24 protein-coding genes are annotated in these 24520 nt (G+C 49.9%); 7 read left to right on the top strand and 17 right to left on the bottom strand.

The features are described from left to right. Positions 1–384 precede the first annotated feature (384 nt). The 13 genes from CLOSYM_RS21795 to CLOSYM_RS21855 form a co-directional block, all read right to left on the bottom strand. Positions 385–1059 carry a V-type ATP synthase subunit D gene (locus CLOSYM_RS21795; protein WP_003498147.1) on the bottom strand — a complete coding sequence of 225 codons (675 nt, stop codon included), beginning with the start codon at positions 1057–1059 and terminating at the stop codon, positions 385–387. Between the two features lie 18 nt (positions 1060–1077). After that, positions 1078–2448: a V-type ATP synthase subunit B gene (locus tag CLOSYM_RS21800; protein ID WP_003498149.1), complete on the bottom strand. Its 1371-nt coding sequence runs from the start codon at positions 2446–2448 to the stop codon at positions 1078–1080. Then, a complete protein-coding gene (locus CLOSYM_RS21805; protein WP_003498151.1) occupies positions 2449–4218 on the bottom strand; it encodes a V-type ATP synthase subunit A in 1770 nt (589 codons plus the stop codon). Positions 4219–4258: 40 nt separating this feature from the next. After that, positions 4259–4582 (bottom strand): V-type ATP synthase subunit F, encoded by a 324-nt coding sequence (locus CLOSYM_RS21810; protein WP_003498153.1) that lies wholly within the window; start codon positions 4580–4582, stop codon positions 4259–4261. After that, positions 4575–5552 (bottom strand): V0D/AC39 family V-type ATPase subunit, encoded by a 978-nt coding sequence (locus CLOSYM_RS21815; protein WP_003498156.1) that lies wholly within the window; start codon positions 5550–5552, stop codon positions 4575–4577. Before CLOSYM_RS21815 ends, CLOSYM_RS21810 begins: the two co-directional genes overlap by 8 nt. A gap of 24 nt (positions 5553–5576) precedes the next feature. Further along, positions 5577–6170: a V-type ATP synthase subunit E gene (locus CLOSYM_RS21820; protein ID WP_003498158.1), complete on the bottom strand. Its 594-nt coding sequence runs from the start codon at positions 6168–6170 to the stop codon at positions 5577–5579. A 57-nt stretch (positions 6171–6227) separates the two neighbouring features. Continuing rightward, complete coding sequence (locus tag CLOSYM_RS21825) at positions 6228–6695, bottom strand: V-type ATP synthase subunit K (protein WP_003498160.1); 468 nt, start codon at positions 6693–6695, stop codon at positions 6228–6230. A 1-nt stretch (position 6696) separates the two neighbouring features. After that, entirely contained in the window at positions 6697–8712 is a 2016-nt protein-coding gene (locus CLOSYM_RS21830) for a V-type ATP synthase subunit I (protein ID WP_021643878.1), read from the bottom strand. 35 nt (positions 8713–8747) lie between these two features. Continuing rightward, a complete protein-coding gene (locus CLOSYM_RS21835) occupies positions 8748–9056 on the bottom strand; it encodes an ATP synthase subunit B family protein (protein ID WP_003498164.1) in 309 nt (102 codons plus the stop codon). Positions 9057–9470: 414 nt separating this feature from the next. Beyond that, positions 9471–10364 (bottom strand): DMT family transporter, encoded by an 894-nt coding sequence (locus CLOSYM_RS21840; RefSeq protein WP_003498166.1) that lies wholly within the window; start codon positions 10362–10364, stop codon positions 9471–9473. A 185-nt stretch (positions 10365–10549) separates the two neighbouring features. Further along, entirely contained in the window at positions 10550–11875 is a 1326-nt protein-coding gene (locus CLOSYM_RS21845) for an SLC13 family permease (protein ID WP_009297793.1), read from the bottom strand. A gap of 46 nt (positions 11876–11921) precedes the next feature. Then, entirely contained in the window at positions 11922–12812 is an 891-nt protein-coding gene (locus tag CLOSYM_RS21850; RefSeq protein ID WP_003505863.1) for a 3-hydroxyacyl-CoA dehydrogenase family protein, read from the bottom strand. 39 nt (positions 12813–12851) lie between these two features. Beyond that, positions 12852–14039: a thiolase family protein gene (locus CLOSYM_RS21855; RefSeq protein ID WP_021643880.1), complete on the bottom strand. Its 1188-nt coding sequence runs from the start codon at positions 14037–14039 to the stop codon at positions 12852–12854. 403 nt (positions 14040–14442) lie between these two features. Between CLOSYM_RS21855 and CLOSYM_RS21860 the strand changes: the two genes are divergently transcribed. From CLOSYM_RS21860 to CLOSYM_RS21890, 7 genes are all read left to right on the top strand, one after another. Beyond that, complete coding sequence (locus CLOSYM_RS21860; RefSeq protein WP_009297790.1) at positions 14443–15237, top strand: enoyl-CoA hydratase/isomerase family protein; 795 nt, start codon at positions 14443–14445, stop codon at positions 15235–15237. Between the two features lie 44 nt (positions 15238–15281). Next, positions 15282–16490, top strand: coding sequence for a CaiB/BaiF CoA transferase family protein (locus CLOSYM_RS21865; RefSeq protein WP_021643883.1), 1209 nt, complete (start codon positions 15282–15284; stop codon positions 16488–16490). 28 nt (positions 16491–16518) lie between these two features. After that, on the top strand, positions 16519–17802 hold the full coding sequence (locus CLOSYM_RS21870) for a 2-hydroxyacyl-CoA dehydratase subunit D (RefSeq protein WP_021643884.1): 1284 nt from the start codon (positions 16519–16521) through the stop codon (positions 17800–17802). Between the two features lies 1 nt (position 17803). Continuing rightward, the gene (locus tag CLOSYM_RS21875) at positions 17804–18931 is read left to right on the top strand and encodes a 2-hydroxyacyl-CoA dehydratase subunit D (protein WP_021643885.1); all 1128 of its coding nucleotides are present in this window, start codon (positions 17804–17806) and stop codon (positions 18929–18931) included. A 119-nt stretch (positions 18932–19050) separates the two neighbouring features. Further along, positions 19051–20472, top strand: a complete 1422-nt coding sequence (locus tag CLOSYM_RS21880) for a sigma-54 interaction domain-containing protein (protein ID WP_021643886.1) — start codon at positions 19051–19053, stop codon at positions 20470–20472. Positions 20473–20738: 266 nt separating this feature from the next. After that, on the top strand, positions 20739–21098 hold the full coding sequence (locus CLOSYM_RS21885) for a DUF2089 domain-containing protein (RefSeq protein WP_021643887.1): 360 nt from the start codon (positions 20739–20741) through the stop codon (positions 21096–21098). Positions 21099–21124: 26 nt separating this feature from the next. Then, positions 21125–21517 (top strand): SHOCT-like domain-containing protein, encoded by a 393-nt coding sequence (locus tag CLOSYM_RS21890; RefSeq protein WP_021643888.1) that lies wholly within the window; start codon positions 21125–21127, stop codon positions 21515–21517. 3 nt (positions 21518–21520) lie between these two features. On the opposite strand, the gene CLOSYM_RS23120 is transcribed toward CLOSYM_RS21890, so the two are convergent. From CLOSYM_RS23120 to CLOSYM_RS21905, 4 genes are all read right to left on the bottom strand, one after another. Further along, positions 21521–21688, bottom strand: coding sequence for a hypothetical protein (locus CLOSYM_RS23120; RefSeq protein ID WP_003498194.1), 168 nt, complete (start codon positions 21686–21688; stop codon positions 21521–21523). Then, positions 21685–22149, bottom strand: a complete 465-nt coding sequence (locus CLOSYM_RS21895) for a hypothetical protein (protein WP_021643889.1) — start codon at positions 22147–22149, stop codon at positions 21685–21687. The genes CLOSYM_RS23120 and CLOSYM_RS21895 overlap by 4 nt, the downstream gene beginning before the upstream one ends. Before the next feature lie 43 nt (positions 22150–22192). Next, complete coding sequence (locus CLOSYM_RS21900) at positions 22193–23134, bottom strand: AEC family transporter (protein ID WP_009297785.1); 942 nt, start codon at positions 23132–23134, stop codon at positions 22193–22195. Positions 23135–23397: 263 nt separating this feature from the next. After that, positions 23398–24465: a TAXI family TRAP transporter solute-binding subunit gene (locus CLOSYM_RS21905; RefSeq protein WP_169728249.1), complete on the bottom strand. Its 1068-nt coding sequence runs from the start codon at positions 24463–24465 to the stop codon at positions 23398–23400. Positions 24466–24520: the final 55 nt, after the last annotated feature.

The raw sequence follows: 24520 nt of genomic DNA on the forward strand, positions 1-24520 counted from the left end.
TCCGTTTTTTCATAGATTACTTGACACTACCTAAATATTATCGTTACTGCTTACACAACTGAATTCTCTGTCTTCGCCGGGGCGCTGAAGCTGCCAGATTCCCTGATGCCGCATTTGCTTGCATATCTATTAAAAACTCATAATTTGAGTATTTTTACTCTTGTTAATAGTATTTAAATTTAAGACTTTGCGCCTATTTTATCTGTTAACTTGCTAATAATTTTATCATATATCTCATTTCTTTTCTCATTTATGTCCCTTAATTGCAGCTTTTAGTCCTCCAACAGTTTTGTCCGCAATGTAAAAAAAGTACACAAAAAGCGGCAGCCGCCCGGATCCCGTCAGGATCCCAGGCAGCTGCCGCCCTACATCTGTACTTCCATTTTATTCTACAGCCATTGACTGTTTTTCTTTGTAATGATGAGCTTCTTCAAGCATCATATCCTTCACCTTCATCAGGCGGATCTGGGTGCTTCTCTCGTTCTCATCCAGCTTCATCGTGATATACTTGATATTCTTCTTCGTCTCCGGAATGATTACATGCTCCAGGGCGTTTACACGCCTCCTGGTCTTCTCAATCTCGGCAGCCATAAGCTGGCAGGCCTTCTCCGTCTCCGACAGCTTCAGCATATCCGGCAGAATGTCTGCCAGGGACTTAACCGCGCCGTCCAAATCGCCGGAGGTAAATGCAAATCCATAGGAATAAATATCATTCTCATCCGCAGTCCTGGTCTTATATTCAAAAACCGGGATATCGACACTCATGACATTCTTCTTTCCCGTTTCCAGATATACCTCCTGCTTCGGTGCAATCAGCGCCGCATTCAGCGCCTGCTCGGACATTCCCGCCTTCGCAATGACGAAGTTCTTATTGGCGCTGCGGATTCCTTCTTCCACCTTCAGACGCAGGGCCATGTTCTCCCTCGCCAGATCCAGGAACTGCCGCATCAGCTCATCCCGCTTATCTTTCAGAAGCTTATGGCCTCTTGTGGCCGTCACCAGTTTTTTCTTGAGCCTTGTCAGCTCCATTCTGGTCGGGTTCACCTGTGTTGATGCCACGGCAATCACCTCTTTTCATTATTTCCCGTAATAAAGATCCAGATATTTGTCGTCGATACGTTTCAGCTCTGCCCTGGGCAGAATGGAAAGAAGCTTCCAGCCGATTTTCAGTGTCTCTTCTATATCGCGGTTTGCCTCATACCCCTGGGAAACGTATTCTTTCTCAAAGGCATCCGCAAATTTAGCATAAATCAGGTCGATATCGGACAGCGCCGCCTCACCCAGGATTACCATCAGCTCTTTTGCCTCTTTACCTCTTGCGTATGCGGCAAACAGCTGGTTCATCGTATTGGAGTGATCGGCTCTCGTCTTGCCTTCGCCGATACCTTTATCCTTCAGACGCGACAGGGAAGGAAGTACGTCGATTGGCGGCGTAATGCCTTTTCTGTAAAGCTCACGGCTCAGGATAATCTGGCCCTCCGTGATATATCCGGTAAGGTCAGGGATCGGGTGGGTCTTGTCATCCTCCGGCATGGTCAGGATCGGGATCATCGTAATGGAACCTGATTTGCCCTTCTGGCGTCCTGCTCTCTCATAGAGGGAGGCAAGATCGGTGTACATGTAGCCGGGATATCCACGGCGTCCGGGAACCTCTTTACGGGCTGCGGAAACCTCACGCAGAGCGTCTGCATAGTTGGTGATATCGGTCAGGATTACGAGTACGTGCATGTCTTTCTCAAAAGCCAGGTACTCGGCGGCCGTCAGCGCCATACGCGGCGTCGCGATACGCTCTACGGCAGGGTCGTTAGCCAGGTTGACGAAAAGCACGGTTCTGTCAATTGCCCCCGTCTCTTTAAAGCTTTCGATAAAGAAGTTGGATTCCTCGAAGGTGATACCCATGGCGGCAAATACTACGGCGAAATTTTCGTCGGTGCCGCGGACCCTGGCCTGCCTTGCGATCTGTGCCGCCAGGTTGGCATGGGGAAGGCCGGATGCCGAGAAGATAGGCAGCTTCTGGCCGCGGACCAGGGTGTTCAGTCCGTCAATGGCCGAGATACCGGTCTGGATAAATTCCTCCGGGTAACTTCTGGCCGCCGGGTTCATCGGCAGGCCGTTAATATCTCTTCTCTCGTCCGGAAGAATCTCAGGACCGCCGTCAATCGGCCGGCCCAGACCGTCGAATACACGGCCCAGCATGTCTTCCGAAACGCCCAGCTCCATCGTTCTTCCGAGGAAGCGGACTTTACTGTTTGAAAGGTTGATACCGGTTGAGTTCTCAAACAACTGGACAAGGGCGTCGCTGCCGTTGATCTCAAGGACCTTGCACCGCCTCGTCTCTCCGCTGGCCAGCTCTATCTCTCCCAGTTCATCATACGTTACATTCTCAACGCCGCGCACCAGCATCAGAGGACCGGCTACTTCCTGTATGGTTCTGTACTCTTTTGGCATTTAGAAGTCCTCCTTTCCTAATACATCGGCAATTTCTTTTGCAAGCTGCTCCAAAACCGCCTGATATTCTGTCTCTATCTTATCTTCCGTCGTATATTTGAAACGGCCGATCCGCTCCCTGACCGCCATTTTAATCAGCCCGCCCGACGAAGCTCCGTCATTCAGCGCTTTCTGGGATTCCTCATAGAAAGCCAGAACCAGCTTCATCATCAGGAACTGTTTGCGCAGGGAGGTATAGGTGTCAATCTCATGGAACGAGTTCTGGTGCAGGAAATCCTCACGGATGGAGCGGGCAGCTTCCATCTTCAGCCTGTCGGAAGGTGAAAGTGCGTCCATACCGACCATCTTAACAATCTCATCCAGCTCCGATTCCTCCTGCAGCAGGCTCATCATCTTCTGGCGGCTCTGCATCCACTCATCGGCAACATGCTCGTCAAACCATTTGCCCATGCTGTCCACATACAGGGAGTAGCTGGTCAGCCAGTTGATGGCCGGGAAATGACGTTTTGCCGCCAGGGAGGAATCCAGTCCCCAGAATACCTTTACGATACGGAGTGTGGCCTGGGACACCGGCTCGGAGATATCGCCGCCGGGAGGGGATACGGCTCCGATTGCGGACAGGGCGCCTTCCCTGCCGTCTTTGCCGAGACAAACCACATGACCGGCACGCTCATAGAACTGAGCCAGACGGCTTCCCAGATAAGCGGGATAACCTTCCTCACCGGGCATCTCCTCCAGACGTCCGGACATCTCACGGAGCGCCTCGGCCCACCTGGATGTGGAGTCCGCCATCAGGGCCACCGAATAACCCATATCACGGAAATACTCTGCAATCGTGATACCTGTATAAATTGATGCCTCACGTGCCGCAACCGGCATATCGGAGGTATTTGCAATCAGGACGGTACGCTCCATCAGCGAGTATCCCGTCTTTGGATCCTTCAGTTCCGGGAACTCATTTAAAACGTCGGTCATCTCGTTTCCACGCTCACCGCAGCCGATATAAACGACGATATCCGCCTCCGCCCATTTTGCAAGCTGGTGCTGGATAACGGTTTTACCGCTTCCGAAGGGGCCCGGCACGGCGGCCACACCGCCCTTGGCAATCGGGAAGAAGGAATCCACAACCCTCTGGCCGGTCACAAGCGGAGTCTCCGGAGGCAGTTTTTTGAGATATGGACGGCCTTTGCGGACCGGCCATTTCTGCATCATCGTAAGCTCCCTGTCGCCTTCCTGGGTGGCGATGACAGCCACTGCTTCCTCAACGGTGAATTCACCGCCTTTAATCTCTTTTACCGTACCTTTGACGCCGTAGGGAACCATAATTTTCTGGACTACGACTACGGTTTCCTGGACGGTTCCGAGGATATCGCCGGCCTCCACCTCGTCGCCGGCCTGTACGGCGGGAACAAACTCCCATTTTTTATCACGTTTCAGGGACGGAACCTCAACACCCCTCTTCAGGTTGTTGCTTCCGGTCGCCTTCATGATATCATCCAGCGGTCTCTGGATCCCGTCATAAATACTGGCGATCAGGCCAGGCCCGAGTTCCACCGACAGCGGAACCTCCATCGATTCCACCGGTTCCCCCGGTCCGAGTCCGGAGGTCTCCTCATATACCTGAACGGAGGCTTCGTCTCCGTGCATCTCAATTATCTCACCGATCAGACGCTGGCTGCTTACACGGACCACGTCGAACATGTTGGCATCTCTCATCCCCTGTGCAATTACCAGGGGGCCTGCCACTTTTTTAATCGTACCTTTGCTCATTGGAAGGTCACACCCACCTTTCTTAACCTATAATGGTTCCTTACTGGTTCCCTCCGAAGAGGATATCAGAACCGACCGCCTGCTCTACCGATTTTTTCACACCTTCCACGCCTTTTCCCGTATTGCCGGAGATACCCGGTATCAGGATGATGGAAGGAAGCAGGCTTTCTTTATATTTCGCTATGGCGCGGCCGGTCTGGGCCGCCACAGCCTCTGTTATATAGATGACTGCATATTCACTGCCTGCAAGCTTCTGAAGCGTTTTCTCAGCATCCTCCTGGCCGGATACGGAAAATGTATCCAGCCCGAGCGCCGCAAAGCCGTAAATACTGTCGTAGTCGCCCATCACTGCTGCTTTATACATACATTTCCCTTATCCTTTCCCGGATCTGCTCCTCAGGAAGCTCATTCAGCCTGGCCGTCAGAATAATTCTGACCGTCTTAATCTCATTTTCTCTCGCCAGTACATAAGCGACCAGCGGACCTGCTGAAAACGGATTGTACTTCTGCGGCTTAATTGCCTCCATCAACTGGTTGTCACACCAGCGTTCAAAGGCCGACGGTGATTCCCGAAGCGCCTCGGCGCCGCCTGCATACGCAGTACCTTCCAGATATTCGCAGATAGCATCCATGCCGGACAGAGCCGCCGAACTTAACCGTTCCACGCTCAGACTGGCACAGGGAGCCATCGCCCGTTTAATAAATTCCAGTGATTTTGCGGTTTTCTGTGAACGGACGGCAATCTTGATATCGGCAACCGCTACGGTTGATTCCGCGTACGCCCTGATTACCGGGTCCGCGGCTTTTTCCCCCTCCGCATAAATTGCTTCCAGCGCCGCCCTGTCTACGATGATATCGCAGAGCTGTCCGTCCCTTGTGTGCAGGAATGTCTCGTAGGCTTCCTCCGCAGCCGCCCTCATATTGGCCGGGAGCGCCTGCCAGTCGCGTTCCGCAACAATCCGGGCCATCTCTTTGCCGCCAATTGCGCAGTTATCAAAATAGATGTTCCCGTGATGATCGGAAGTGACCGTTTCCTTGATTGCCGCCTTCAGGTTGTGGAAGAGATTTTCGTAGGACAGGACATTGATAATCCCCGCATCCTCCTTTTTTAAAAGGTCTCTGACCACATTCCATGTTTTTTCCTTCTCCCTGGTCAGGATCGCTTCCGCGTCCATTCCCGTGTCCTGGTCCCCCCAGCCCTTCTCTGTCAGAAACTGAAGACAGCTCTCATACGTCTTCAGGGCCATAAGCTGATCCAGTGTGGAGGAGGAAAACAAAGACAGTTCCATCGCACGGATTCGTGCAACCGCATAGGCATATTTTGTATCAGACATATAATCCTCCTTGTCGGTTACACCTTATGAAAATAACATTGCATGTACCTTATCGGAAAGTTCATCCCTCCTGGCCGCAAGCAGCGCCCGGAATGAACAGTTTTCCTCGATTCCCCCATAGACAAGGATAAAACCGCCGTCTATGTTCTTCGGCTCTTTTACAAGAGTCAGGCTTCCGCCCTTTGAAACAGCCGCTTTCTCAATTACGGCCTCAAATCCCTGCGGCATCCTGTCCAGGTCTTTTTCTGAAAAATAAATCTCGCCCGTCTTGGGCAGGACATATTTATCAAGCATTTTTCCAATCAGGGCAAAATACTCTTCGCCCTCCTTCTTAAGCAGCGCCTCGTATGCCTGTTCCAGCATCTCTGTAATTACCTGCTGCTTTGCAAGAAGTACGGCCTGGCGTTTTTTAAGCTCTGCGGAGGATTTGATGCGTTCCATATAGCTTGTGGCCTCTCCGGCCAGCTTCTCATCATTCTCTGCCGCTATCTTTTTACAGCCCGCTTTTGCCTCGGCCAGAACCGCCTCAGCCTCGCTTTTTGCCTTCTCGGAAATCTCCTGAGCTTCTTTGCCTGCATCTTCAAGGATTTGACTTATGATTTTGTCTAATCCGGTCATTCCAAATTCTCCTTAAATTTAATGGTTATCAATGTGGCTGAACTGATAGGTCAATGATTACAGGGCGCTTACTGCCAGGATGGAGATTAACAGCGCAAGAATTGCGTATGTCTCAACCATGGCCGGGAACAGCATCGCTTTACCGAACTGATCCGGTTTCTTTGCCACGATGCCAATGGAAGCTGCCGCTGTCTCGCCCTGATATCTTGCGGAGATAAGTCCCACAATACCAATCGGAATACAGGCCGCAAAGTAAAGAAGGCCCTGAGTCATGCTCATATCCATGTTAACGCCTCCGCCTAAAAGACCGATTTTAGACAGTGTGATGAAACCAACCAGAAGTCCGTAGATACCCTGTGTACCCGGAAGAAGCTGAAGCACAAGAACCTTCGCAAATTTACCGGGATCCTCCGTTACAACGCCTGCCGCCGCCTGGCCTGCAATACCAACGCCCCAGGCAGAACCCATACCGGCCAGACCAACTGCTACCGCTACACCTAATAATGCAAAAACTATACCGCTCATATTATAAATCCTCCTTGATATCTACATATTTCGTATTTTGTTTAAATGGCGAGAATTCTCTTCCTCCGCCCTCATAGAACTTACCGAAAAATTCCACGTACTGGAGACGGCATGTATGGACATACGCGCCCAGCAGGTTGATTGCCAGGTTGAACAGATGGCCAAAGCAGAAAATGATAATGAATAAAACAGCGCCGACGGGGCCTCCCCCGAACATGCTGCCCATCTGGTTCACTACCGAGGCGATAACGCCTGTCGCCAGTCCCAGCGCCAGCAGACGCGAATAGGAAAGCACGTCTGACAGCCAGCCGGATATATTGTACAAATCATAAGCGCCGAGCGCCAGCCTGAGCACCGGGTTCTTCGTGGTTCTGGCCGACATGCACAGAATTCCGACCGCACCGATGATTGCCATCCATTTTGCCAGCATGGAGACAGCGGGCGGGAATACAATCTGTACCTGCGCGATGGAACCGAACAGCTCTGTCGGAAGCAGAATCAGCACCAGGCCAATCAGCATCATGTACCACAGCACCACGTCACAGACAAAGCCGAGGGTGTCTTTATTCTTCAGATACATATATCCCTTGATGCCTAAGCCAAGGAACAGATGGATAACTCCGAATATCATGGAGCATATCAGCATCTTCATCGGGTCGTTTAACGGTACGAACCAGAGCGCCGGGATCGAAACCTCGCGGCCAAAGAAGGTTTTGCTGATAATATTTACCGCATCTCCGAAATAACCTCCGAACAGCACGCCCCAGAACAGAGTGGAAAGTCCGCAGTACATAAACAGCCGCAGCGACTTTTTCAGGTTTTCTCCCATTCTCGGGAACTTCTTTATAGCGATAAAGCAGGCCAGGAACACAATCAGACCGTACGCTGCGTCTGAAAGCATCAGGCCGAACAGGAATACGTAGCAGGCCGACATAATCGTCGTCGGATCAATCTCTCCTTTGGCCGGAAGACCGAAGGAGGCGGTAATCCCATCTGCTGCGGAAGCAAAATGGCCGTTGGACAAAAGCACCGGAGCCTCTTCATCCTCCGGGACGTCCTCCGTCTCAAAGGACAGGTCGAAACGTGACGTGAGACTCTCCTCCAGCTTTTTCACACTCCGTTTCGGCACATAGCCCGTAACGATAAATGTCTTTTCTGACTGAACCACCTGTCCCAGTACCTCATATTTCTGAGCCCTGATACGGTAATAATCAGACAGAAGTTTCAGGTTCTCTCTGCTTCCCTCATATACCTTCAGTTTATTAATCGTATTTTCAATATCTTTATTCAGTTTTTCAATCTGTGCCCGCAGCTCTTCCACATACTGCGCGGGAACCTCTCCGACCGTTTGGGACGGCCTTGCGAATCCTGCCGCTCTCAGAGCATCCTCAAGCTGTTCCGCATCCCTTTTCAGGCAGATGGCCGCTATACAGGTTTGATCCTTGTCAGCTCCTACCACCTGGATATCCAGGTTCTGAAGCTCCGGCGCCTTTTCCGCGACCGCCAGATAAAGCTGCTCCAGCGTCGCACCGCCGGCTACGGCTCCTACCAGAACAGAAGTGCTCCGTGTCTCCTGACATCCCAGCGGGATATCCAGCCCCAGCCATGGCGTCATGCCTTCTATCTGTGTTTCCAGCTTGGCTATGCCCGCTTTCTGCTCCGCGACCTGCTTATTCAGTGTCTGAATCTGCCTTGCGTCCTCCAGGACCGTCTGGGCATTATCGGCGACTTTTCCGAATTTCTCACGGTCTGTCAGAGCCTTTCCCTCCAGCGCGGAAAACATGCCGCTCTTCTCAGGAACATATTCCTGCAGTATCTCAAGAGCCTGATCCGCAAGGGCCGCATTCCTGTCAAACATCTGCCTTGAAGAAACGGTATCCGCCTTCCTGAATACACCGTCCTCCTCCGCTTCCTGAGTGACCTCCACCACGCCGGCAGCCTGCAAAAGTTCCAGAACCTCTTTACGGTTCTTTTTCAGTGCACAGATACTAAATTTCTGCATCTGCAATACTGCCATGTCCGCATCCCTCCTAACATTCTGTCATTGCGCCGTTAAATCAGCTCGGAAATAACCTTATTGATTACTTCCTCCGTCTTCTTTCCGGCATTCCATTTCAGGGAAGCGATATCTTCCTCGGCCGCAGCAACCGCCTTTTCCAGATAATCTGCGCCTTCCTCTGCCAGTTTCTCCCGGATCTTTCCGGCCTTCTCCCTGGCTTCCCCGAGGGCTTCCTCACGCATCTTTGATGCTTCGCTCTTTGCCTGATTAACCAGGGCCTTCCCTTCATCAGACGCTTTTTGAATCATCTCAGCAGCCCTCTCCTCTGCTTCTTTTACGGCCTGGATCGTGTCCTTGACCATCTCCTCACCACCTTAGCTTCTGATATTTTCGAAAAAAAATCACCATCTTTCGGAGTCATTCCGATGATGGTTCAACATGTGCGGCTCCCCAATGAAACGTCTTTCATTTATCTGTTTTATTATAGTTCAAGCCTGCTTTTTCCATTCATGAAACCGCATAAAACTCTTCTCTCCCCGCACATTTGTATACTATTATAACTATTTACTTCAGACTTGTCTATTAAATGTTATAGAATTGATAAAATTCATACAATTCTTTTCTAATAGGTGACATTTTGTCTAAATCTGTATATTTATCCTCATTATCGCTTTACAAAGATAAAGTCCTAAAACGGCGGTGACCTGCATGCTCCGCGCACAGGGTACCGCCATCAATATAAAGCGCAAAAATGCAGGTTTCCGCTGGCTTTCAGCCTATGGAAACCTGCATTTTGCATTCTCTTTTACCGCCCCGTTGTTATACAGAAACATCGCCACCGCCATCGCGCAGATAATCCCATACCCTGCAAAGCTCCACTTATCCGGAATCTGCCCAAAGGCGAAGAAACCGAGTATCGTGGAAAATATTATCTGCGAGTAATCATAGACTGAGATTCGGCCGGCCGGAGCATAACAGTAGGCGGCAGTGATTGCAAACTGTCCTCCCGCTGCCGCCATCCCGGCAAGAAGCAGGATTACCGTCTGCGCCGCCGTCATCGCTTCATAGTGAAGCAGCAGCCACGGCAGTATTACAATGCAGGAAAACGCCGAGAAAAAAAAGACGATAAACGGGCCTTTTTCCCCGCTCTCCCCCAGCTTCCTGACCATCGTATAGGCCAGGCCCGCACAGATTCCCCCTGCCAGTCCGATCAGGGACGGAATAAATGCCAGATTGAGGAAGGTCGGCTTTACGACAAACATGCTGCCGAAAAATGCACCCAGGATGATAAAGACCTGTGCAGGAGCCACCTTCTCTTTTAAGATAAGGAAACTGAACAGGACTGCAAAAAACGGGGACATTTTATTCAGCATGGATGCGTCCGCCAGCACGAGATGATCGACCGCATAAAAGTTACATAAAATTCCCAGCGTGCCGAACAGGGAGCGAAGAAAAAAGTATCCCGCATTGCTTCTCTTCTGCCATCGGAACCCGCCTTCCCCGCGAATCAGAAGAATCCCGGCGAAAACCACCGCCACCAGGTTTCTGAAAAAGCTTTTCTGGATCGAAGGCAGATCTCCTGCCATACGGACAAACATATTCATCACGGCAAAGCAGAATGCCGACAGGACGATATAAAAAATGCCTTTATATTCGTTCTTAATGTTCATAATTTTATCAACATTTCCTCTCTTTCTTCATTCGATTTTCCCCAAAACATCCTTTATTATAATGGCAAGTCCACAATAATTCAACATCATCATTATTTTTGCGCAGAAAAGGAGCTGCTGCTCCAGTACATTATTTATCTACTGTTGCAGCAGCCTGTTACTTTCTCCCTGGTCCGTATGTGCAATCAGAACAGCACCATGCAGCTTAATACCGACACGGCGGCTACCATGATAATGAACAGTGGTCCTCCAATTTTCACAAAGTCTTTAAACGTATAACCGGCCGGAAGAATCTGCATGTTCACCGCAGTTCCAATCGGCGATGCAATGGCAAGGTTCGTACCGATTGCAATTACTACAACCCATGGAACAGGGCTGATTCCCAGTGCCAGCGCCATGGAAATACAGATCGGCGTAAGCATGGCCGCCACGCTGCCATTCTGCATAAAGAGAGTGAGGACGCTGGTCAGTATGGTAATAACAACCGTAAGGACAATTACTGAAGCGCTCTCACCTCCAAACAGATTCAGCACAAAGCCGGCAATAATCGCACCGCCGCCGGATGCATCCAGCCCTGTACCGAGTCCCGTGATAGCGCCGATACAGATAAGTACGTCCCAGGGCAGCTCTGCCAGTGTGGATTTTACAGGAACACAACCGGTTGCAAAAAGGATGGTAGCCCCCAGAAGAGCAATATTGGCAATATTGAAATACTTGTTAAAGGGGGCAAAACCGCAGAGGATAAACAATACAATGCAGCCTACCAGCACAACAACAGACAGAGTTCCTTTCCAACGTGGAATATCCGGCATGCCTTCTTTGGTGACACTCGGCTGGCTGGCAAATGAATTATTTTTATCAAAATCCGGACTGCCTGGTTTTAATGCCCATTTAAGAAGTGAATAACCGGCGGTTGCCCAGAAAACCACTTGAAGGATTGCTGCCGGAACCATTACACGGCTCATGTCAAAAACGCCCAGCCCCTCTTCATAGCCGGCATATCCCATCAGAATCGAGTTTGCCGTAACCTGGGAGACGGAACCTACCAGCGTACAGGCCCCGCCGATAATACAGGCTATACCGGCCGGAAAGATAACCATCTTGGAACGTATTTTACCATTCGAACCGGCGGCAATAGACGCGATGATCGGCATCCACATTGCAATGCAGCCTGAATTTGATAAAAACGCGCTCATAATGGTACAGATGATAACAATTGCTATGATGAACACCCTCTCATTCTTTGCAATCGGGGTAGATGCAATCTTTGATCCAATCCTTTGTGCAATCCCTGTCTGAAAGAGAGCGTCTCCCACAATACACATACCTGCTACCATGACAATGGAACTTCCTCCGAAACCGGAATATATCTGAGAAAGCTTCATTTCCGGGATTAAGATGCCCATGGCCAGTGTACTGATACAGGCCACCACACTCATCGGCAGTTTATTAATAAAGAACAGAATCATTGTTATTACAGTTATAATAATGGCAATCGTACTTGAAGTCATTTTGTTCCCCCTTTTTTACATTACTTTCTTTCGTCCCATTTACTATTTATTTCCTGCCGTCCGGATACTCATACCATCCCTTACCGGTTTTCCTCCCATATTCACCCTTTTCAAACTTCTCAATTACAAGCGGATTCGGCGCGTCAAAGGGATCCTGGCTCTCTGCAAACCGCTCTACGCGGACATAATAATTCACATCAATCCCCGTCAGATCCATCAGACGGAATGGTCCCATGGGATAGCCCAGCCCCTTCTCACAGGCCGTGTCAATATCATTCACGGTTGCCACCCCTTTTTCCAGAAGCGAAAGAGCCTCATGCACTACGGCGGCATTGATTCGGTTTGCGACAAAACCGGCAATTTCTCTGTTAAGTACAATCGGTGTCTTCCCCGTGTTCTCAGCGAATACTCTTGCCGCCTCAATCGTCTCTTCCGATGTATGCCCGCCTTTCACCAGCTCCACAAGCTGCATTACCAAAGCCGGATTAAAGTAATGAATGTTCAGCAGGCGTTCCGGGTTAACCGTTACATCCGCAAGCCTGGAACTTACAATGTTGGAACTGTTTGTACCTAATACCGCGTCGGGCCTGCATATCCGGCTGATTTTCCGAAACAGCTCCCGCTTAATTTCAAGATTCTCAATAATAGCCTCAATAATAAAATCAGCTTCGGACACAGCCGTATCTACATCCTTGGTAATTGTGAGGCAGTCCGCAATTTTATCCGCCTCTTCCTGTGTCAGCCGGCCTTTGGCAACACGGCCCGACAGATAATCAGACGCCCACTTCTCAGCTTTGCCGATTGCACCTTCAAAACTGTCGCACAGAATAACTTGATAGCTATGTTTCCTGCCGTTCATAACCGTATTCATGGCGATTTGCTGCCCCATCGCTCCGGCGCCGATAACGACTATCGTTTTTATTTCTTCTGCCTTCATAATTATACCTCTCTTACTTTTTTGAATAAAGCTCGATTATTAAATCATCTCTACAGCAGCAGCCATTGATTGGCCACCGCCTATACACAGAGTAGCAAGGCCGTATCTGCCTCCGGTCCGTTTCAAATTATGGATCAGTGTGACAAGCAGCCGTGCCCCCGTACATCCCAAAGGATGTCCCAGGGCAATTGCCCCTCCGTTTATATTGACCTTTGCCGGATCCAGCTTCAGATCACGTATACAGGCGACTGCCTGAGATGCGAACGCTTCATTCAGCTCTGTCAAATCCATCTGCGCCGCCGTCATTCCCAGCTTTTCAAACAATTTACCTGCCGCAATCACCGGCCCATATCCCATAATCGTCGGATCCAGCGCGGCCCGGGTAATGCCGGCAATCCGTGCAATCGGTTTCACCCCCGTTTCCTTTACCATTCTGCCGCTCATCAGCACCAGGCAGGCAGCGCCGTCGTTAAGCCCGCAGGAATTTCCGGCTGTGACAGTGCCATCCGGTTTTACAATGGGTTTTAACTTATTAAGAATTTCCATCGTTGTGGCAGGCTTGGGGAACTCGTCGGTATCAAAAATAAAAGACTTCTTTTTCTCCCTCACCTCCACCGGCACTATCTCCTCCCTGAAATATCCTGCTTCCATGGCGGCCGCAGCCCGCCTCTGGCTTTCCACCGAGAAACGATCCTGCTCCTCACGGCTGATCCCGAACCGTTCCGCCACATTCTCCGCTGTCTTCGGCATACTCAGGCCCGTCCCATATACAGACACGGGCTGGGCCGTTGTCCCGGCTTCTATGTTGGAATCCACTAATGTCATCGGGCTGTCGCCCCAGCGTCCGTTCCGGATGTAAACAGGCGCGCGGCTCATATTTTCCGTTCCTCCCGCCACAATACAGTCTGCTTCGCCCAGCCAAATCTCCTGACACCCGCTGTATACCGCCTGCATGGCGGACGCACACAGCCTGTTTACCGTATAGCCGGGAATATGCTCCGGAAAGCCGGCCCCAAGGAGCGCGCACCGGGCAAGATTGGAAGCCTCCGTACTCTGGCGCACCTCTCCCAGAATTACCTCGTCTATCCGTTCCGCGTCAATTCCCGCCCTCCTTACCGCTTCTTTCATAACGGTGGACGCCAGCACATGGGCCGGTACGCTCTTAAGCGCCCCTCCATATCTGCCGATTGCCGTGCGCACGCCGCTCGCAATATATACGTCTTCCATATTTGAAGATCCTCCTTTTTCTGCTTCTGACTTTTACAAAGCTGCTGCTGATTAATAGAGCAATAAGCGTGCCAACTTTTCTCCTTTAAACGCTTCTCTCCGGTTTAAGCTTCTGTTTCGTTATATTTACGTTCTACAGCAGGACCTCCCGGCTTCATCGGGTGCAGCTACAAAGTGCAGCGTTTGTGCATTCAAAGTGAAATTCCTGCACAAAAGTGCATTTTTGCACATTTTCACATCCGTTTGAGCTTTGTTTTATGCCTGATGTTTTCTCCCTCTTCTATACTTTTTCTTCAATTTTCCTTCTCTCCCCGCCCTATTGGCATGCTTCTTGCTTTATATAAATTTAAAAAGCAAAACGGCTCCCCCAATATTCCGGAGGAGCATGAAAGGAGACACACTGATGAATTGTGAAAAGGATTTTGAAAATATTTTATATGAGATACTGGACGGAATTCTATACCTGACGCTGAACCGGCCGGAGGCGCGCAATGCGCTTACCCCCGCAATGTGGAGGGACATCCGCTCTGCCGTGGAGATGGCACGGACGGATGACTCCATAAAGGCTGTAATCGTCAGCGGCGCCGGGGACAAGGCCCTTGCCGGCGGCGCCGACATCCGGGAAATCCACGATCGTGATTACCTGCAGATGCTGCACGGCACCTCCTCTGCTGCTTTAAAGGAGCTGGAGGATCTCTATAAACCAGTTATCTGCGCTATCAACGGTTACGCCCTCGGCGGCGGCTGTGAACTGGCGATGGCATGCGATATCCGTATCGCTACCGGGCGCTCCCGGTTCGGACAGCCGGAAACCGGCCTGAGCATTATTCCCGGGGCAGGCGGAACACAGCGTCTCGTCAGGCTCATCGGAGTGGGGAGAGCCAAAGAGCTGATTTATACCGGGCGGATTATCACAGCCTCGGAGGCCAAAGATATCGGTCTGGTAAACCAGGTGACGGAAGATTCCAGGGAGGCTGTTATGAACGCTGCCGTGGAAATGGCCCGGTGTATTATGAAAAAAGGGCCCGTGGCCATCACTATGGCAAAGATGGCTGTCAACGTCGGAATGGATACAGATATCAACACAGGACTTCTGTTCGAGCGAATCGCACAGACAGTAGCTTTCAGCACCGGGGATCGTATGGAAGGAACCGCTGCTTTCATGGAAAAAAGGGAGGCCGTCTTTAAAGGCCGGTAAGGAAAACAGATTTTAACAGATTAACAGACAGGAGGAACTAATTTATGAAACCTATGGAAGGTATAAAAGTTATTGAACTGTCCACGATGCTGGCAGGTCCCATGACCGCACGCATTCTGGCTGAATGGGGCGCAGAGGTAATCAAGGTGGAGTCTATGAACGGAGACGCATGGCGCGAGCAGTACGGAACTTCCCTCTCTCCCTGCACCGGGGAAGCAAACCCTAATTTTGATATGCAGAACATAAACAAGCGCTTTATCGCATTAAATCTGCGTTCTGAAGAGGGCCTCGGTGCCATTATGAAGCTGATAGCAGAGGCTGATATCTTTCTGACGAATTACCGTATTCACACATTAGAGAAAATGGGGCTGACCTATGAGCAGCTGAAAGACAGATTTCCGAAACTGATTCACGCCTCCGTACTGGGATACGGCAGCGAAGGCGCCGAAAAATACCGCCCCGGCTATGATTATACGGCATTCTGTGCCCGAACGGGCCTGTTGGGTGATCTGGCTCCGGCAGGCGGTCCGCCGATCATGACCGTGGCAGGACTCGGAGATCACAGTGTCGCAGTCGCCCTCACGGCCGGTATTGCAGCCGCCCTTTACAAAAGAACCGTGACAGACCTCGGGGATAAGGTTGATGTTTCCCTGCTCCAGGCCGGCACCTTTATTCTGTCTACGGGACTTTTAAATGGCTTTAACGGGCGCAGATTCCCGCGTGACCGCTATAATTGCAGCCACGCCGGCAGCAATACTTACCAGGGTTCAGACGGCGAGTGGCTTTACCTGGCCATTGTGGATTACCGGCGTTTCAGCGAGTTCTGCAAAGCAATCGGACATCCTGACATAGCAGAGGATCCGCGTTTTTCCACGCAGCAGGCCTATTATACGGAAGACAGTAAACGGGAGCTGACAAAAATCCTTGATTCCATCTTCTCCGGGCATCCTGTTTCCTACTGGCATGAACTTCTGGACGCCCATGATCTGCCCCACGAAATTGTCTGCCATTTTAAGGATGTCCCCTATGATCCCCAGGTTCAGGCAAACCACTACACCTATTTCCATGAATATTCTGATGGAACTAAAACCGTTTTCACCAACGGCCCGGTTCATTTTGCCTCTGTAGACGCCTCCTCCATCCCCTGCCGGACTTCAGGACCCATCGGGTGCGACACAGCCGGGATTCTAAAGGAACTGGGATACGCAGAAGCACAGATTGAATCCATGTATCAGTCCGGAAAAGTCCGCTGAAACAGAAAAGGAAAGGAGAAACTCTGCTATGAGTGACAATATGACAAATGCTGCGGCCAATGCCGCGGCGCCAAAGCCAAAGCGGCCCAGGCCGCTTAGTATGATAATGCTTGGCCGGCAGACAGACGCTCTGTTTGAAAATGCCAGGCTTGCAAAGGAACGCGGGGAAAAGGTGGGCTGGTCCGCCTCCATCTTTCCCCAGGAAATTGCGGAAACCCTCGGTTTGAACATCCTCTACCCTGAAAACCACTCGGCCGGTATTGCCGCAAGACATCAGGCCGATCCTTTTCTCCAGGAATGTGAGGGAACCCTCGGATACTCAAACGATCTCTGTGCCTACGCAAAGGTGAATCTGGCCTATGCCGCAGTATTAAACGGAGAAAGCAGCATTGCGCTGCCCGACGGAGGAAAAATGGTGAAGCCGGATTTCCTGCTCCTGACCAATAATATCTGCAACCAGCTCACCAAATGGTATGAAAACCTTGCAAGACAGATGGATATTCCAATCTTTTTCATCGATACCTGTTATAATCCCTACGATTATGTGACCGAGACCAGAGTCCGCTATGTCCGGGAGCAGATCGACCGGCTGATTGAAGACTTGTGTGAATTTACCGGGAAGTCCTGGGATGAAGAGAGATTTAAAGAGGTTATGCGGATCAGCCAGACAAACAGCTCTCTCTGGGAACGGGCCAATAATCTTCTGGATCGGAAGCCCTCTCCCCTGAGCGGATTTGAACTTTTTAACTATATGTCCGCCATGGTATGTAACCGCGGCAAGACATCATCGACTGAAATTCTTGAACAGCTGAATGCTGAAATTGAGCAGCATATCGCCGATGGAACCTCCACCTTTCCGGTTAAAGAGGAATTCCGTATATCCTGGGACGGAATCGCCTGCTGGCCTTACCTGAGCCATAACCTGAGAACCCTGAAACAATACGGCGTCAATATGGTAGCATCCAGCTATGGCAAAGCATGGGCAATCGAATATGAGGATCTGGACGGAATGGCCCGCGCCTACTGCTTTGCCTCCACCAACGGCGACAATGCCTCCACTATGATTTCCCGAAGGCTGGAAGCTCTGGAGCGTTTTGGCTGCGAAGGCACCGTCTACCATGTGAACAGAAGCTGCAAGGTTATGGACTGCCAGATGATGGAAGTCCAGAGACAGCTTTCTAAGAAAGCCGGCGTCCCCTACACCTCATTCGACGGCGATCAGGCGGACTACCGCAACTACAGTGAAGCGCAGTTTGAGACACGGATCCAGGGGCTGGTGGAAGTGATGAGACAGAATAAGGAGGGCTTTTAACATGGCTGATTTATATGAAAGCATCAAGATACTGCGGGAGGCCTGTAAAAACCCGCGCGCCAAACTGGATCAATATCTCTCCGAAGGTAAAAAAGTGGTGGGCTGCTTTCCTCCTTATACGCCGGAGGAGCTGGTTCATGCTTCCGGCATGATTCCCATGGGGCTGTGGGGCGGGCGGACGGAACTGGCGCTGGCTAAGAGTTATCTCCCCGCCTTTGCCTGTCCGATTATGCAGGCCGACATGGAATTTGGTTTAAAGGGAGCCTATCAGGGTTTATCGGCCGTCATCATCCCGGCCGCCTGCGATACACTGCGCTGTATGACCCAGAACTGGCGTTTCGGCGTGGCGTCCATTCCGATGATCCCCATCGTGTATCCGCAGAACCGCGCCTGCCGGGCCAGTGTGGATTATCTGATCAGCGAATATGAGAACGTACTCCTCATGCTTTCCACTATCACGGGAAATATGATGAGTGAAAAATCACTCTGCAATACAATAGAAATCTACAATGAACATAATGCCGTAATGAGGAAATTTGCAGAAATATCTAATCTCCATCTAGATATTATCACTCCGGTGATACGCCATGCCGTGATGAAGAGCGCTTTTTTCTTTGAAAAGAGCGAACACAGCGCTATTGTAAAAGACATTACCAAGGGACTGGAACAACTGCCCTCTCATCCTTTTTCCGGTAAAAAAGTGGTTCTCACCGGCATTACGGCAGAACCGGACGACATCCTGGAAATACTGGCTGAAAACAAAATTGCCGTGGCAGGCGACGATCTCGCTCAGGAAATGCGCCAGTACCGTACCGACACCCCCTCCAAAGGGGGCGGCGGCCTGAAACGCCTCGCTCTGCAATGGAATGCCCGGCACGGATGCAGCCTGATCCATGAAACCGGTAAACCGCGGGGAACACTCCTGGCCTCCCTCTGCCGTGAAACGGGTTCAGACGGCGTCATTAACTGTCTGATGAAGTTCTGTGATCCGGAAGAATATGATCAGCCGTATTTCGAAGCAGACCTGCGAAAATCCGGGTATCCAGCCCTCACGATTGAGATTGACCCGTTGAATGCGAGCTATGAACAGCTCCGTACACGGATACAGACTTTCAGCGAATTATTGTGATATCTCCAGCGACAGGAAAGCGGCGGATGACTGAAAAAATCATCTACCGCTTTTTCTTTGATAATGCTATAATCTAATCAATTTAAGACCAAACGTGGCACAGCAGAAAGGAGTCTCCCATGACAACACCGGATCTTTACAGCCAGCTTCCTTATACCGAGATTCTGGACAATATCGATGTAGGAATTGCCCTGTATGACAGGAGCGGAAATTATCTCTTTGTCAATACCGCCCTTATAAACTGGCGGAATATTCCTCGTTCAGAATATTTAAAAATGAACGTACATGATTTTCTCGGCGTACTGGATGTCTGCATTTTTGATCTGGTCATGGAGAAGAAACAGCGCGTCAGCCGTCTTCAGTACTACAAAGGGTTCCATAATCCGCAGGGCAATGCACGAATGCGCATCGTAACCGGCACTCCGATATTCGATGAAAGCGGAAATATCAAATATGTCATAACCCTCCTTCAGGATGTCAAAACTTTTGAGGAGCTTTACAGCGCCCTTCTAAAGGAACATAAAATTGTAAATTACGGAAGCAATATCCCGGCAGTCACCGAAAAGCCCTCAATCGTGGCCAAAAGCCAGGCCTTTTTACAGCTTCTTTCTATTGCCGCCAATGTGGCCTCCCTGGATTCGACGGTTCTGCTTTGTGGTGAATCGGGTAGCGGCAAAGAGGTACTTGCCCATTATATACACGATAACAGCGACCGGAAGAATCAGCCGCTTATCACGGTCAACTGCGCCGCTTTCCCTGAAAATCTGATTGAAGCCGAATTATTCGGTTACGAAAAAGGGGCTTTTACAGGGGCCAGCCGCGAAGGCAAGACAGGTCTTGTAGAAGCGGCCGACGGGGGCACCTTGTTTCTGGACGAGATTAATTCCCTGCCTCTCAGCGTGCAGGGAAAGCTTTTGCGTACTTTGGAAGAAAAAAGCATACAGCGGATCGGTTCAACCAGGATAAAAAAGGTTGACTTCCGCCTGGTTGCCGCCACAAACCGGAATCTGAGCGAGATGGTACAGGCAAAAACCTTCCGGGAAGATTTGTATTACCGGATCCAGGTCATTCCCCTCACAATTCCACCTATGCGCAACCGCCGGGAGGATATTATTCCGCTATGTCTCCACTTTCTCCACTATTTCTGCCAGAAATATAATATCCAGAAAAGCTTTTCCGATATTGTACTGAAGGAAGTCCAGGAATACGACTGGCCCGGCAATGTCCGGGAAATCCGGAATTTTGTTGAACGGATGGTTGTGATGACCCCGAGGGCCGCCAGGGAGATTAACGTAATCCCGCCCGGCATGCTTTCTTCCGTCCCGAAACCGGATTCCGCTGCATCCTGTGACTTGCCGTCTCCCCACTGCAGCAGGCGCGGCCCAAGCCGCGATCAGATTCTCCGCGCTCTTTCCGAATGTTCGGGACACCGGGAAAAGGCGGCCGAATATCTCGGCATATCCCGCCGCACCCTCCAGTATAAAATTAAAGAGTACCATATTTCCCCCCGGTGCCGTTACCAGAAAGGACCGGACGGCTGATTAAGTTACAGCCATACTCCCGTTCCAACACCGACCGGAAGATTCAGCACCACGTTCTTTCTTTTTTCACCTTTACTGCATTTTTTACAGAGCGGCCGAATAACTTCATGTGAACCAATAACATTTTTAATAATGGAAATTGGAAATCAACTATTTTTCATCTAAAAATCAATATTATTAATATTTTTATTAAATATATTAATTTTATAATTGACATTTACAAGTTTTAGGACTATATTACTTGTATAGAGAAAGGAAGTGACAAGATGAAAAAAGTCATCAGCCGTTGCCCCGTCTGTAATAATGAGCTTACCGTTGCAAGACTTAAATGTGATTCGTGTGATACCGTAATTGAGAATAGTTTCAGGCTCAGCAAATTCGATTATCTCTCAGATGAAGAACTGTACTTCACAGAGACATTTATCCGCTGCCGGGGTAATATCAAAGAGGTGGAAAAAGAACTTGGCATCTCCTACCCCACAGTGCGCTCCAAGCTGGACGCAGTAATCAAGAAGCTCGGATACGAAGCAGGGACGGATGACCGGGCCGTTAAGAAAGAAGAGATTCTGAAAGCCCTTGAAAACGGGGAAATAACGGTGGAACAGGCAATTGAACAGTTAAAATAAACGATGCATAGAGAAGGAGAATCATTATGGATGAGCAATTAAGAATATTAAAAATGATAGAAGAAGGGACCATTACCGCAGAGCAGGGCGCCGAACTGATGTCGGCCATGAACACGGACCCACAGGAACTGCAGACAGCGGCACCCAAAAGCAGAAGCAGCTATGATAAGAAGATGTTCCGTATCCTGGTAAGCAGCACGTCAGGCGACAAGGTGAAGATCCAGTTCCCGGTAGGCGCCATTAAAAAAATCCTTAAAGTGACGGGGAAGCTCCCTATATCTGAAAAAGATTTAAAGGGTATCGATCTCACCAGTATGATGGATGCAGTTTCAGAATGCCTGGACGGTGAGATTGAAGGTGATTTTGTCAATGTGGAGGCCGCGGACGGAACGAATGTCCGCATCTTCGTGGACAAATAGAGGTTAGAGAGCCTCATATTTGAAACCGAAAAAAGTCAGATTTGTCTGCGGAGGCTCCTCCTGAGCGCTGTTAAAAACAATATTTTTCTCCCTGACGGCAGAACAGCCGGTCACTGCTCCGGCCATCAGGGAAATCAGCAGGCCCTTCGCAATCATCTGCTTTATATTCATACTCTTTCCTCACTTTTTGCTTTTACTTTTTCATCCGCCTGCTCCAGATAAGAAAGAGCCTCCCCTGCCCGGACATACTCCCCCCTGCCTTTCATCGCCAATTCCCTCAGATAGCGTTTCATACTGTAAAGGTACCATTCATCCTGATAAATGAGGACTGCCGTCTGTCTTTTTTCTATCTTAGCCACCTGGCTGATCGACAGCCTGCCGGGAGACATCACAACCATCTCCACCTCAAACGGAAGCTCTCCTCCTGTTTTTTTCTTGACCAGCCGTTTTACATCGTCCACATGGTTGATCGTTGTAACAACCATGTCGAAGTTTCCCTCCGTCAGTATTCCGGCATCCTCACGCACATCGTCAAGCAGAACCGGGGCCACGCCCGCATTGCAGAAATCTCCCATATAAATCCTCAGAAATCCGCCTGTACAGAGCAGAATTTCCGGTTTTCCCGGACTCATTCTTCATAGCCGCCGGCTCCTCTCACGATTCCGTTAATTCATATTATCCGATATATCCCATTCCCGTAAAGAAAAATACCCACAAAAAGATAGTAAACACCGATGCCGCCGTACTCAATACTACAAACTGGCCCGCCAGCTCTCCGTCACCGCCCATATTCTGGGCCATCGAATAAGATGCCGTGGCAACCGGCGTCGCATACATCTCAAACAGAATAAAGCGTTCCAGGTTATTAAAGCCAATCATAGTGGCAATCACGGTGATAACCGCAGGCAGCACCAGCAGCTTCACTGCCATCGAAGGCACAATATATTTTAAATTATGGCTGATTGCGGAAAAATGCAGAGTTCCTCCCAGTACAAAGAGAGCCAGGGGCGTGGTCAGAGCGGCGAACTGGCTGATCGGGGTCTCCACGCTGGATGGCAGTTTAATGTTCAGAACATAAAAGATTAATCCCACCAGCGCCCCGAGAATCAGCGGATTGGTACAGACATTCTTCACCAGCGCCATCGGATTTGTCCTGCCGCCGTGAAACATCTCCAGAATAATAACAGCCGTGGCGTTATAAACCGGTATTACGATGGCTACCATCATAGATGCAAGAACAGCGCCCTCGTCACCGAAAAGGTTCGCGGTCAGAGGAATGCCGAACAAAACGAAATTGCTCCGGTAAATTGCCTGGATAATTACACCCCTCTTTGCATTTTCGCTTACCATGCGGGGAATCGTAATGATCAGCAGAGCCTGCAGAATTAAAACGCTCAGAACTGCCGTAACCGCCAGCTTCCAATTTAACACAAGGCCATGATCCACCTTGTACAGGTTGTTGAACATAAGGATTGGAAAAAACGCCTTGAAAATCAGTTTATTCAGCCTGTTCATAAAATCTTCATCGGCCAGGCCGCACAGCCTCACCCCATATCCGAACACAATATAAATTAAAAACGGCATTACCGCGTTAACTGCAATGATAAAACTTCTCATTCTGATCCCCTGTTCCATTTGTTATTTTTTTATTTATATTTTCTGTTCTTACCATTATAAGGTTATCGAAGGAGCGGTGCAATAACATCTTTACTCTAAATTGATATAAAGTTATTTAAAAACGGAAACGATACGCGATAACCTGCACGCTCCGCGCACAGGCCCCGTCATCAATAAAATGCGGACGTCCGCACCGGGTATGATATCTCATTCCGGTACAGACGTCCGTTTTTATCCTATATCCTTATTGCTTTTGTTCCGGCTTATTTAATTGCGCCGATTTCCTTATAATATCTGGCCGCGCCGTCATGAAGAGGAAGATCTGCAATGTCCTTCACCGCATCCTCTGCCTTAAGTCCCTTCAGCACGGAATTGCTCTCTGCCATTTTGTCTACATTTTCCCAAAATGTTTTTGTCAAATCATATACCGTATCCTCGTCGAGCTCCGCCGTGGTAAACATCACCATCTTGATTGCGGTCGTCTGAATATCGGAATCCTGACCGGAGTACGTACCTGCCGGGATAGTGAACTTTGCATACCACGGATACTGCTCCTGCAGCTTTGCAATCACCTCATCATCAATGCTCAGAATCTTAGCATTTGCCGTAGATGCCGCCTCCGTCACGGCGGAGTTGCCCAGTCCTGCCATAATCCAGGCGCCGTCGAGCTGCTTATTGCGCATCATATCCACAGCCTCTGTAAAGCCGATATTTTCAATCTTGATATCATCCGGATAGGTCAGGCCTGCTGCTGTAAAATGATTTCTGGACTCTCCCTCTGTTGAGCTTCCCACCGCACCGCTGGCAAAATGTTTTCCTTTTACGTCGGCAAGCGTGTTAATCTGTGAGTCGGCAGTTACCACAACCTGATTCGGATTATAGTAGAGTCCGGCAATCACACGGAAATTTTCATTCTTACGTCCGTCAAATGTTCCTGTTCCCGTATAGGATTCATAGCAATTGCTGCTGATCGCAATACTTACCTGAGCTTCTTTATCCGCCAGCAGATTCAGGTTATCCACACCGCCTCCGGATGCCTGGGAGGTAGCCTTTACATAGCCAAGCTGCGTATTCCAGACATTGGTGATAGCCGCGCCAAGCGGATAGAGAGCGCCTGTGGTGGCTGCCGTAGGAAAATTAATATTGACAGTTTCCCTGGCACTTCCTTCCTGTCCCGCATCTTCCTTCTGTCCGGCGTCTTCTCCCTGTGCGCTCTGGCTTTCCGGCGCTTTGGCGCTGCTGCCGCTGCCTGAGGAACAGCCGGTCAGAGCCGCTGCGGTCACTGCCGCACATAATCCCATTACAACTAATTTTTTCATTGACTTTTTCATTTCTTTTCCCTCTTTCATTTATTAGGTAGTGTCAAGTTTCACTACCTGTTTTATT

Origin of the sequence: [Clostridium] symbiosum ATCC 14940 (assembly GCF_000466485.1) — a bacterium.
In the GTDB taxonomy this organism is placed as follows: Bacteria; Bacillota; Clostridia; order Lachnospirales; family Lachnospiraceae; genus Otoolea; species Otoolea symbiosa.

Coding starts and splice junctions, on each gene's coding strand:
- CLOSYM_RS21845 (WP_009297793.1), bottom strand. CDS start 11,875: ATGACTTCAAGTACGATTGCCATTATTATAACTGTAATAACAATGATT.
- CLOSYM_RS21830 (WP_021643878.1), bottom strand. CDS start 8,712: ATGGCAGTATTGCAGATGCAGAAATTTAGTATCTGTGCACTGAAAAAG.
- CLOSYM_RS21835 (WP_003498164.1), bottom strand. CDS start 9,056: ATGGTCAAGGACACGATCCAGGCCGTAAAAGAAGCAGAGGAGAGGGCT.
- CLOSYM_RS21890 (WP_021643888.1), top strand. CDS start 21,125: ATGGATGAGCAATTAAGAATATTAAAAATGATAGAAGAAGGGACCATT.
- CLOSYM_RS23120 (WP_003498194.1), bottom strand. CDS start 21,688: ATGAATATAAAGCAGATGATTGCGAAGGGCCTGCTGATTTCCCTGATG.
- CLOSYM_RS21855 (WP_021643880.1), bottom strand. CDS start 14,039: ATGGAAGACGTATATATTGCGAGCGGCGTGCGCACGGCAATCGGCAGA.
- CLOSYM_RS21900 (WP_009297785.1), bottom strand. CDS start 23,134: ATGAGAAGTTTTATCATTGCAGTTAACGCGGTAATGCCGTTTTTAATT.
- CLOSYM_RS21815 (WP_003498156.1), bottom strand. CDS start 5,552: ATGTCTGATACAAAATATGCCTATGCGGTTGCACGAATCCGTGCGATG.
- CLOSYM_RS21850 (WP_003505863.1), bottom strand. CDS start 12,812: ATGAAGGCAGAAGAAATAAAAACGATAGTCGTTATCGGCGCCGGAGCG.
- CLOSYM_RS21885 (WP_021643887.1), top strand. CDS start 20,739: ATGAAAAAAGTCATCAGCCGTTGCCCCGTCTGTAATAATGAGCTTACC.
- CLOSYM_RS21870 (WP_021643884.1), top strand. CDS start 16,519: ATGAGTGACAATATGACAAATGCTGCGGCCAATGCCGCGGCGCCAAAG.
- CLOSYM_RS21895 (WP_021643889.1), bottom strand. CDS start 22,149: ATGAGTCCGGGAAAACCGGAAATTCTGCTCTGTACAGGCGGATTTCTG.
- CLOSYM_RS21840 (WP_003498166.1), bottom strand. CDS start 10,364: ATGAACATTAAGAACGAATATAAAGGCATTTTTTATATCGTCCTGTCG.
- CLOSYM_RS21800 (WP_003498149.1), bottom strand. CDS start 2,448: ATGCCAAAAGAGTACAGAACCATACAGGAAGTAGCCGGTCCTCTGATG.
- CLOSYM_RS21805 (WP_003498151.1), bottom strand. CDS start 4,218: ATGAGCAAAGGTACGATTAAAAAAGTGGCAGGCCCCCTGGTAATTGCA.
- CLOSYM_RS21860 (WP_009297790.1), top strand. CDS start 14,443: ATGAATTGTGAAAAGGATTTTGAAAATATTTTATATGAGATACTGGAC.
- CLOSYM_RS21820 (WP_003498158.1), bottom strand. CDS start 6,170: ATGACCGGATTAGACAAAATCATAAGTCAAATCCTTGAAGATGCAGGC.
- CLOSYM_RS21810 (WP_003498153.1), bottom strand. CDS start 4,582: ATGTATAAAGCAGCAGTGATGGGCGACTACGACAGTATTTACGGCTTT.
- CLOSYM_RS21865 (WP_021643883.1), top strand. CDS start 15,282: ATGAAACCTATGGAAGGTATAAAAGTTATTGAACTGTCCACGATGCTG.
- CLOSYM_RS21825 (WP_003498160.1), bottom strand. CDS start 6,695: ATGAGCGGTATAGTTTTTGCATTATTAGGTGTAGCGGTAGCAGTTGGT.
- CLOSYM_RS21905 (WP_169728249.1), bottom strand. CDS start 24,465: ATGAAAAAGTCAATGAAAAAATTAGTTGTAATGGGATTATGTGCGGCA.
- CLOSYM_RS21875 (WP_021643885.1), top strand. CDS start 17,804: ATGGCTGATTTATATGAAAGCATCAAGATACTGCGGGAGGCCTGTAAA.
- CLOSYM_RS21880 (WP_021643886.1), top strand. CDS start 19,051: ATGACAACACCGGATCTTTACAGCCAGCTTCCTTATACCGAGATTCTG.